9 protein-coding genes (1 of these 9 running past the window's edge) are annotated in these 10,120 nt (G+C 42.7%); 6 read left to right on the top strand and 3 right to left on the bottom strand.

Annotated features, from left to right (window positions below):
* Positions 1–500 precede the first annotated feature (500 nt).
* From DLM75_RS23245 to DLM75_RS23225, 5 genes are all read left to right on the top strand, one after another.
* Positions 501–1,196, top strand: coding sequence for a M26 family metallopeptidase (locus DLM75_RS23245; protein ID WP_118970901.1), 696 nt, complete (start codon positions 501–503; stop codon positions 1,194–1,196).
* An 11-nt stretch (positions 1,197–1,207) separates the two neighbouring features.
* Positions 1,208–1,672, top strand: a complete 465-nt coding sequence (locus DLM75_RS23240; protein WP_118970900.1) for a MaoC family dehydratase — start codon at positions 1,208–1,210, stop codon at positions 1,670–1,672.
* A gap of 30 nt (positions 1,673–1,702) precedes the next feature.
* Positions 1,703–2,161 carry a MarR family winged helix-turn-helix transcriptional regulator gene (locus tag DLM75_RS23235; protein ID WP_118970899.1) on the top strand — a complete coding sequence of 153 codons (459 nt, stop codon included), beginning with the start codon at positions 1,703–1,705 and terminating at the stop codon, positions 2,159–2,161.
* A 20-nt stretch (positions 2,162–2,181) separates the two neighbouring features.
* A complete protein-coding gene (locus tag DLM75_RS23230) occupies positions 2,182–2,607 on the top strand; it encodes a DUF3995 domain-containing protein (protein ID WP_118970898.1) in 426 nt (141 codons plus the stop codon).
* 77 nt (positions 2,608–2,684) lie between these two features.
* Complete coding sequence (locus DLM75_RS23225; protein WP_174715111.1) at positions 2,685–4,640, top strand: CASTOR/POLLUX-related putative ion channel; 1,956 nt, start codon at positions 2,685–2,687, stop codon at positions 4,638–4,640.
* A 280-nt stretch (positions 4,641–4,920) separates the two neighbouring features.
* On the opposite strand, the gene DLM75_RS23220 is transcribed toward DLM75_RS23225, so the two are convergent.
* The 3 genes from DLM75_RS23220 to DLM75_RS23205 all read right to left on the bottom strand — a co-directional run bounded on the left by DLM75_RS23220 (position 4,921) and on the right by DLM75_RS23205 (position 9,526).
* A complete protein-coding gene (locus DLM75_RS23220) occupies positions 4,921–5,577 on the bottom strand; it encodes a DUF2461 domain-containing protein (RefSeq protein WP_118970897.1) in 657 nt (218 codons plus the stop codon).
* A gap of 486 nt (positions 5,578–6,063) precedes the next feature.
* Complete coding sequence (locus tag DLM75_RS23210; RefSeq protein WP_118970895.1) at positions 6,064–7,701, bottom strand: N-6 DNA methylase; 1,638 nt, start codon at positions 7,699–7,701, stop codon at positions 6,064–6,066.
* Between the two features lie 850 nt (positions 7,702–8,551).
* Entirely contained in the window at positions 8,552–9,526 is a 975-nt protein-coding gene (locus DLM75_RS23205) for an ankyrin repeat domain-containing protein (protein ID WP_118970894.1), read from the bottom strand.
* Between the two features lie 158 nt (positions 9,527–9,684).
* On the opposite strand from DLM75_RS23205, the gene DLM75_RS23200 reads away from it, so the two are divergent.
* Positions 9,685–10,120 carry the 5' portion of an amidase gene (locus tag DLM75_RS23200; protein ID WP_118970904.1) on the top strand. Its footprint extends 1,049 nt past the window's final position, so the window shows 436 of its 1,485 coding nt (coding positions 1–436); the start codon lies at positions 9,685–9,687; its stop codon lies off the right edge, out of view.

Here is a 10,120-nt window from a genome sequence, read left to right as displayed (position 1 = left end):
AGTGAGTGGCTTCCAACGAAGTTGGAAAAACAGCGATCCGTAGAGAGCGAAATAGCCAACGAACAGCGAAAGCGAAGTGAGTGGCTTCCAACGAAGTTGGAAAAACAGCGATCCGTAGAGAATGAGGTTGAATTAGTTCTTTAACGCGGCTTCCAAACGAAGCCGGAAAAAGCAAAATAAAACCGAGGTCGCAGAACACGACCTACGCTTGTTTCCGGAACTCCTTCAAAAAAACCTACGTTTCTAATTGAAACAGAGAATCAAAAGAATCCAGGAGAGCTAAAAGAAGGAACGAAACCTTCTTTGTACTTCTTTGTACTATTTCAGCAGATTCGAATCTTTTCTTCGAGAGAAATGAGGAGTCATTTAAAAAAACGAAAGCGAGAGCATAGAATTTATAACCTGAAAAGACGTATTCCATGCGCGCGGATTGATGGAAATTTTCTCTGACTGGATTTTTCACATCATCGAAACGGCCGAATTAGTTTGACAAAAAACAGATGGACAAATCGAACCGCTGGCTTCTCCTAGGAAAGGTCCCGACAAAGGAAAACGAATTGTTCGCCGCATACAACGCAGATCCCTTTTCTCGAAAAGAGAACATTCTTCTTTCTTGTTATCGTTTTCCGATCGCCCTGATTCTAATCTTTCTTCTCATTATCGGATGTTCTACTTCCAAAAATTCCATCTTCGGAACGGTGTTTGTTCGACGGGGTTTTACTCCCGAAAAAAAAACGAAACACATCGTATTTCCGATTCAGATTCGATCGGGTTGGCTCTTAAAAGATCAGAATGCAGATCAGAGAAAATTCGTAGAATCTAGGAGTTTTGAAAAGTTAGAACTCGCGATTCTAAATTACGGCGGAAAGGTGCAGGAAAGATACAACGCGGAAAAACAGTTTCGTTCTACCTTGGAAAACGAATCGGGTTTTAGCGAAGAAAAGGGAATCAAGATCGCAAAACTTCTCAAAGGCGACGTCGCCGTCTTTACGGACTTCACGGATTATGGAACCGCATCCGGCAACGCGATCTTGGAATTGACCGTAAAAGCGATGGACGTCGAAAACGGAGAGATCGTCTGGAAGGCGATGTATTCGGGAAAAGCTCTGGGCCTCCAAGACAGCTTTGACCTTTCCAATTTAGAATCTGAAATTTTCGAACAACTGACAAATAGATTAAAACAAAAAACGGAGTAAAGGAGAACAACATGGCTAAAGTAGTATTATCCAGTTTTGCGGAATTAGAAGCCTATACCGGAAAAGAAATCGGGGTTTCCGATTATCACACGATCACCCAGGAACAAGTCAATCGGTTTGCAGATGCGACTCTGGATCATCAGTGGATTCATACGGACCCCGAAAGAGCGGCAAAGGAATCTCCTTTCGGCACTACGATCGCACACGGATATCTTACTCTTTCCATGGCACCCTACCTCTTGTCTCAAATATTAGAATTAAAGAATATTAAGATGGGGATCAATTACGGAATGGAAAAACTTCGGTTTTTAGAACCCGTAAAAGTAGGAAGCAAGTTGAGAATCAGAGCGGAGTTGATCGAGCTAAAAGACCTTAGAGGTACGGCGAGAATGACTCTGAAGATGACTTTTGAAACCGAAGGATCCACAAAAGCGGCCGCGGTCGGAGAGGTAATCTATCTATATCAATTTGCCTGATGGAAAAAAATTTCTAAAATTAGGTAAAATATGAGTCCTAGACTGATCATCTATATGGTCTCGAGAATTCGAGACGAATTTCACAGGCACCTCAACTCTGAGTTGAAAGAAAAAGGTTTGGGTGCGCTTACAACGACCCACGCGGATATCCTGTTCGCCCTCGTAAAGAAAAAACGAGCGCAGATGCAAGAGATAGCCAAGATGATCAATCGGGATAAGTCCACGTTAACCGCCCTTGTGGACAAATTGGAATCCCTAGGATTTGTGGAAAGAACGAGAGACTCAGACGATCAGAGGATCGTACATTTGGAACTGACGCGGAAAGCATATTCCGTGCGACCGGTCCTTCTCGGTATTTCCCGATCATTGGTAAACAATCTCTACAAAGGGTTTACCGAGGACGAAAAGAAGGAACTCGCCCGACTTCTCGTCAAACTCTATCAGAATCAAAACCCGGATTCGCCGATCGGAGACTTTTTTCTTCAATAGGAAGAGAAGAACACAATTCAATGACTTCTCTACAACCATTTCTTTCTTGGATCGCGGGTCTGATTCTTTTCTTCTTGTCCGGAATCCATTTCTATTGGTTGTCGAGAGGTCAAACGAGCGGTAACAAAGTGGTCCCCGCGATAAACGGAAAACTCGCGTTTCAACCCGGTAAATTCGCGACCGTGATCGTCGGGATCCTACTCTGCTTGGCGGCCTTTCTGCCGATCGGCCTAACTCTCGAAAACCCTCTTGGAATTCCAAAATTCCTATTTCGTGACGGCGTTTTCTTTCTCTCCTTCCTTTTTCTTCTCCGTTCCATCGGAGAATTTCGCTTGGTAGGCTTTTTCAAAAGCGTAAAGGGAACTCCTTTCGCCGAATACGATACCAAATACTACTCGCCTCTCTGCCTTTTTCTTTCCTTGCTTCTTTTTCTTTCGGCGATCTAAGAAAGAATTTTTGATTTTTCCGAAAAGAAATTATTTTCCATTTGATAAATTCGAGGCTTGGATTTCCATTCACCGGCATGAAATCAAAACATAAATTCTCCGATAAACTTCGTTATCATTTCGACAATTTTATGTCCAAGGGAGGCGGCGCGGTCTTTGCGGCCTTGATCACCTTATTCTTAATCGCATTCTTAACGTTATCGATCTTACGCGTGTTAGGTGGATGGATCTTTCCGGACGAATCGATTCAAGGAAAGGGAGAATTTCTTTGGAGGGTGTTCTTGCAGATCTCCGACGCGGGCGCGGTCGCAGAAGACGGAGAATCAAACTGGTTCAATAAAGTCTCCGGAATTCTTACCGTGTTCCTCGGACTTGTTCTCTTTTCGAGTTTAGTGGCGTTTATTACCAATCAATTCGATCAGAAAATTCAAGATCTGAGAAAGGGAAAGAGCGACGTATTAGAATCCGATCATACGATCATTCTCGGTTTCGGAGTCAGAGTCGTCGAAATCCTCAAGGAACTGATCGAAGCGAATTCGTCCGAATCCAGAGCCGTAGTCGTCATCTTAGCGGAAGAGGACAAGGAATTGATGGACGACTATTTAGCGGACAATCTTACCGATCGTAAAACGACGAAGGTTATCACACGTTCCGGGACTCCGTCCAGTCTACATTCCTTAAGAAAAGTGAACGCGGGGGAAGCTAAGTCGGTAATCGTTCTGAACGCTTCCGGGGACGAAGAATCCAAGGAAGGAAGATCCATCGGAGACGCAAAAGTATTGAAGTCCTTAATGGCGTTAGTCGCCTTGGGACAGGACAAGGAACTCCCTCCGATCGTCGCCGAACTGTACGGAGAGGAAAATCGTCAAATCGCTCAAGAACTTTCGTCTTCGATTCAGGTGATGGATGAAAGAAATATTCTCGCAAAACTTCTCGTACAAACTTCAAGAACCTCCGGACTTGCGGTCGTTTATTCGAACTTAGTCGGCTTCGAAGGAGACGAAATCTATTTTTATAGACCGAAAAACGGTTGGAACGGTCTGCCGTTTCAAGAAATTTCATTTCGGTTTAACGAATCCGTTCCCTTGGGATTTCGAAAAGAAGACGGAGACATCCTCTTAAATCCTCCCGCGAACTATGTTCCCGGAAACGGAGAGGACGCCGTCTTATTAGCGGAAGACGATTCCAAAATTTTATACGCCGACAACGCAGTTGCGAATCCGAGGGATTTCCAAATTCCTAAAAAGAAACGTTCAAACCCGATCGACAAACAATTGATCGTTGGTTGGAATTCTAAAAGCCCGCTCATCGTGGAAGAATACGCCAAGTTCGTCGCTCCGGGTTCTACGATCGACCTTCTCGTAAAACAGATCGACGACGACTTTAAGAGTTCGGTCGTTCGTCTCAAGAAAAAATATCCGAAAATCACGTTACGCTCCTTTCAAGCCGATCTTTCCCAAGAATCCGTAATGAAACGGCTCGCTCCCGAATCTTACGATTCGGTGATATTTTTAGCGGAGGAAAAAGAAAACATAGAGGAAGTCGACGCACAGACGATTTCTTTACTTCTTCGTTTCCGTCAATATTTCAAAAGATATGCCTTTAAGACCGGAAACCAACCGACGACTCAGTTGATCACTGAGATTATGAACTCGGAAAATACCGAGATCGTTTTGGAAACCGGTGTCAAAGACTTCCTGATTTCCAATCAATTCGTATCAAAGATGATGGCTCAGGTATCCCAAGAACCGGACGTTATGCGCGTTTATGAGAATCTTTTCAGCCCGGAAGGAAGCGAAATTTATCTCAAACCGGTTTCCCTCTATTTCGAAAATCCTTCTCAGATTCTATCCTTCGCGGACTGCGTAAACGCCGCTCTCAAACGCGGGGAAACCTGTTTTGGAATCAGGATCGCCTCGGAAGAAAAGGAGGAGGAAAAAGGATACGGGGTTCATCTGATTCCTCCCAAAGATACTCAATTTTCTATCAAACCGGAAGATACCTTGATCGTACTTGCGGAAGATCAAACCTAAAACGCCGCTTTGTCCCTTCCAAGGTATATTGTTTTTCTTCTTTTTTTAGTGGTAGAAAACAAAAAAAGCCACCGAACGCACGTTAGGTGAACGGATCAGGATACAGAATCGAGCGGACAAACTTCGGACAGAAATACGAGATGGACGAGAAAAATGAGAGCCATCTCGTTCTTACTCCAAAAGACTACAGAACGAATCGAATTTTGAACGGAAAACCCTACCATAAAGCCCGGCTCAATGGAACGAAATCCATCGAACGGAAAAGTCAACTCGATAAGAATTAAATCGTTTTGTCGAGATAATTCAGAAACGGCTGAAGAATCTTATAAGAAGAAATCGTATTTTGAATGAAATGTTTAGAAAGAACATCCGCGTCGCTTTGACTTTTTTCCACGATATAACTCGTATATTGAATCCATTCCAAATCCGGGTGATCCTTAGAAAATCCGCGCGGCGCGGTTTTTAGTCTCATATCGGAAAGAGTGCCGAATTCTTTTTCGAGTTTCTTCTCCTGAACCACTTTCTTAAATGCATTCGAATTTTCTAAAATAGCTTCTCTAACTTTTCTTAAAATTTTCGGTTCCGGCATGTAAAGACCGCCGGCAATAAACGATTGATTCCCGGGTTGAATATGAATGTAAAAAAGTGGACGCCCTAGATCTTTCCCGCCGGCCCCGATACTCGCGCCAAAATTGGTTTTGTACGGCTCCTTGTTCTTTGAAAATCGGACGTCCCTATAAATTCGAAAGATGCATTTTTTGGGATCTACCCCTGCCAGAGAAGGATTCACTTTTGCGAGACCAATTACAAGTTCCGTAATGAGATTTTCGAAATCGGCCTTTGCTTCGATAAAGTGGGATTTATTTTTTTCTAACCAAGGCTTGTTGTTATTCTTCGCTAATTTTTTTAGAAAATCAAGGGTGGACGGTTGTAACATAGAAGAACCTTTCGCAAAGATTGATTTCGAATCTCCCACCGATCAAGCGAAAATTTCTCTATCCTTGTTCCTTGAGTTGGATAAAAAACGGGACAACTTCATTGCGGGAAGTCCTTTCGATTCTTAATTCCTTTTTTTCTCAGCTTGTTGAAAACCGCAGAAGATCGGTTGTATGGATTCTTTAATCGGAAGAGAGAAAAATTCTTCATCCCCTTCCTCAATCAAAATCTTTTGACAAGCGCAAAGGAGTATTAAAAAAAGCGGAATCAAATGACGACGAATCTTCGATTCGTTTTCGAAAAAAGGGCGTTCCGTATATTCTATAAATTGAATGGATCTTTCTGCAAACAAAAACAGGGTTTCGATCCTTTGGAAAAGAAGATTTCCGATCATTCGATTCTCTGTCTTTCATTCGTTCAATGAATTGACGAAGGATTCGCAATCGTAAGGAACGGAATCAGGAGGAAAGAAGTTAGAATGAGATCTTTATATCAATTCTTTACTAAAAATAGAATCAATTCTTTGAATGATATGTGCTTCTTTTTCAACGGAAAGGCGCGTCGTTTTGAGATCGGATACAAGGTTCTTTAATTCAGTGTGCAGGACTACGTTCAATCTCCTAAAGTCCGGAACCCAGAGAGAATTGAGATCTCCCGGCTCCGCTTTCCAGAGTCCCCTTGCATATTCTCTTCTTCTTGTCTCCAAATCCTTTTTCGAATCGGAAGAAATCAAATACGCGTAAACCGCGTCTACCCATTCCTCCATCCCCGGCGCCGAAGTGAATCCGTGGAAACAAGTCAGATGAACGACGTTGCTAAAATTTCTAACGATGCGGATTTCGTTTCGATGGAAACTGGATGCAAGAATCGGACAGGAAGACTTTGCCTCCTGGGTATACCAATTCCTTCTTCGGGAAGGAAGAAACCTTCGATTGACACCTTTTGTCAGTCCGCTCTCAAGATATTTTTGAACAGCCTCGGAATCTTTCGGATTCAGCTCGTTTTTAACGTCCAAAAGCCACACTTTTGCGCCTTTCTTACTTAGTTCTTCCCAATCAGAATATAAGAATATTCTATTTCTTGCATATTGTGATTTCGGAATACAGGCTCTGAAGAACTTTTCTGGGATCCCGGATTCCTCGACCATCGACTTCGTAAAGAGAAAGAAATCGTTGTCTCCTGTCGCGATTCCCCGCGTAAACTTGCCGAATTCCAAAAGAGGAACTCGAAAATCGGAAGAATGTCCGTTAAAAATATCTCCTTTTTCTAATGGATCCGTCCTCTTCTCCATACTGTGAAAAATGGGACTCCACTTCGCCTCCGGCTCCGGAAATGGAATCCATTCGGTTTCGATCGATTCTACGGCGCCTGGAATCAGCTTCGATTTATCCGTAAAGAATCCGGGCTTTAGTCTCGCCCAATGGAACCCCGACTTCTTTTCTTTTCCCGAGTTTTCCAGAAGAAGAATACAAGAACTCGTCACAGCTTCGTCAAAGAGACTATCTTTAGGAGAAAGAAGAAAAAGAGAATGAAGAAGACCCGATTTTTTAAGCGCGGTTTTGATAAAGACTCCGTAACCGGAATTAAAAAAATCCTGCGGCACCAGAAACGCGGCTCTTCCTCCTACATTGAGCATATTCAAACATTTTAATAGAAAGAATACGTAAAGATTCGCCGTACCCGGAAGTTTTTTTTCCAAGTCTCCGCCGAACCGCTTATTCAATTCCTGAGAGTAAGTCCGATCGCTTATTTTTTTATACGGCGGATTACAAAGGATTACGTCGAATTTTTGATCGGAGGTTTGTAAAAGAAAATCTTGGTCGAAGAATTGAAGAGAACCGTGAAGAGATATTTTGTCTTCTAGCGTATTTTTACTGGATTCCAAACACTGAAGATCGAGATCAAAACCGATCCATTCCGCATTCATATCCGGTCGCTTTTCAAGAAGGCTCGAAAAGAAAACTCCGTTCCCAATTGCTGGGTCGAGAATACGTTTGGAATTTTCAGGCGATGTGATACGATCCGCACCGAGAACCCAATCCACCAGGAAATCCGCTACTTTTTCGGGAGTAAAAAACTGTCCTAGAAACTTATTTTTTATTTTTCGATTTGCCTCTTGAGACATTTATACCGTGCAATTCCAATTCTTTAGCCGTTTGAACGAATGCAATTTTCTTCATACAATCACGACTCTTCAAGTTAACGTGTGTTAAAGACAAAAATTTCAGATCCTGAGAAGCGAACAACCAGTAAATTATTTAGATAGTATTACGGCAATTAGGTGACGAGGAGTATACTATAAGTCATTCTATAAAATGGGAGTTCTTCAACAGGTTCCTATTTTCTGTGGAGGTGTATACAAAAAGATTAAGCGAAATGGAAACAAGTTCGGTTTTTCACTTTGTCCACTTGGTTAAAAAAATTCAGAAGACTTAAATCCGATTCAAACCATGTGTATTTGCGCTTTCGAATCATGAAAACGGATCATTGAAGTTAATTCTGAATCAAATGTTCCCGCTTCTTTTCCTCCCATCTCGAATTCCTTTCTTCTTTCGGTATCAAAATGACTGATGAATTTATACAAATCGAGTATTAAAAATATGTTTTGATAATTTCTTTCCAGAGTAGTTTCAAAATCTCCGCGATTTCGTTTTTTTTAAGAGGAAAAATTCATATATTGTGAATTGCGGTTATTTTAAAGAACTCTGTGAGATAACGTTGCACGAAATTCTAAAAACGAAAGTAAGCTCGAATCCATTTTAAAATTCTTAAGTGATCAAAAGGGAAGAAACGAAACGATTCGATACTTGAGGAAGAGAAGTCGTTCGGTCAAAGAAAAGTATTAGGATAAGTTCGAAGGATTCTCCAAAACGTCGGACGAAGACCCTCGACTAAAAAGGAAAAAAGGTTTTCGATCGATATTAGGACGCGGATCAAATCGACCGTCAACTACTGTTTTTGAAAAGAAAATATTCTTACTGAGAGATTCGATCCGGATTCTCTTTGATTCCAAGTCGCTTTAATATGAGGACTTCCAGAGAATCCATTTTTTGTCTTCGAACTTCTTCTAATGAAGTTCTTCCGTGAATATCGGCAAGAGACGGATCCGCTCCAAGTTCCAGAAGTTTTTGAGCCAAGCCTACTCTTTTCCTAAGGATCGCTTGGAGAAGAGGAGAAATCCCTTCCGCGTTTCTATGGTTTAGATTGGTTCCGGACTTTACGAGAAGATCAACGATTCGTGTATCGAGCTCGGATTCTTCCGAAAGGAAATGAAGCGCGTTATCCGCTCCTACTTGAATCGTTTTTCCATCCACGATCGTCTCGTGCAGTCGACTCGTATAATCCGGCTTTGCGTTATTCTTCAATAAAACTTCTACGATCGAAAAGTTCTGCGCCGAAGTTCCAGCCCCGCACGCAAGGAAGAGCGGAAATTCTTCCGGATTCCCTTTATCAAAGTTTACGTCTGCGTGATTTTCGATTAGAAATTGAACGAGTACAAGATTCCCGTGTCGAATCGCAAGATTCAAAATAGAAACGGGAACCGTTTTTCCGGAAGAATCGATCTTGGACAAATATTCTATCTTAGCCCCGGATTCGATGAGGCGTTTCGGGACTGCAAGGTCGTCGATATCCAAGACCTTCACATCCAAGAGAGTCGAAAGGCTTTCTGCGAGGACGGAACTTCCGTCTTCATCCTGCGCGTTTACGTTGGCTCCGGCGCGAATCAAAACTTCGGCGACTTCGGGTCTGTGATCCGCAATCATAAGCGCGGTTTTCCCTCGGGAATCGGTCGCGTCTACGGTCGCCCCCGCTTGGAGAAGGATCTGCGTTTTTTTTGGATCTCCTTCCTGAACCGATCGTAAGAATTCGTTGTCCAAAACCGGATTCGCAACGAGCAAGAAAGGAAAGATTAAAATAAGACAAGGAATTTTGCGAATTGTAGAAGCCATTGTTTGTATTTAAATACCGTTCTTATATATTAGATCGGATTTCCGGTGGTTGTATATCCACATTTTTAGAACCCCTTTTTTCTCGGAATCCTAAAAACACCCTTTTTATCTTGACCCGCGATTCTTCTTGGAGTTCCTCTTGTTTTCGGAGTTGGACCATGTCAAAATCTTTCAAAGAATATACCTATTATGACGCTACCGGTCTCGCCGAATTGGTGCGAAAAAAATCGGTTCATCCCGCCGAATTGGTAGAATCGGCGATCGAAAGGATCGAATCCACAAACCCAGGTCTCAACGCGGTCGTTCATCGGTTTTACGAAGAAGCTCGAAAGAACGCCAAGTCCAAACTTCCGGATGGTCCCTTTCGAGGAGTACCGATTCTTATCAAGGACTTTATTCACGCGATCGGAGGCGCCCCTCTGAGCTCCGGATCGAAAGCGTTTCGAAATTATGTTTCTCCCGTAGATTCGGAGTTCGTCCGTAGATTGAAAAACGCGGGAACTCTTTTCTTAGGACAGACGAACGTTCCCGAGTTTGCTTTGATGGGAATCACCGAACCGAAGTTACACGGTCCGACCCGAAATCCCTGGAATT

The organism is Leptospira stimsonii (assembly GCF_003545885.1).
GTDB lineage: Bacteria > Spirochaetota > Leptospiria > Leptospirales > Leptospiraceae > Leptospira > Leptospira stimsonii.
The sequence above is the reverse complement of the archived record's forward strand: the minus strand, read 5'-3'. Positions and strand labels throughout refer to the sequence as shown.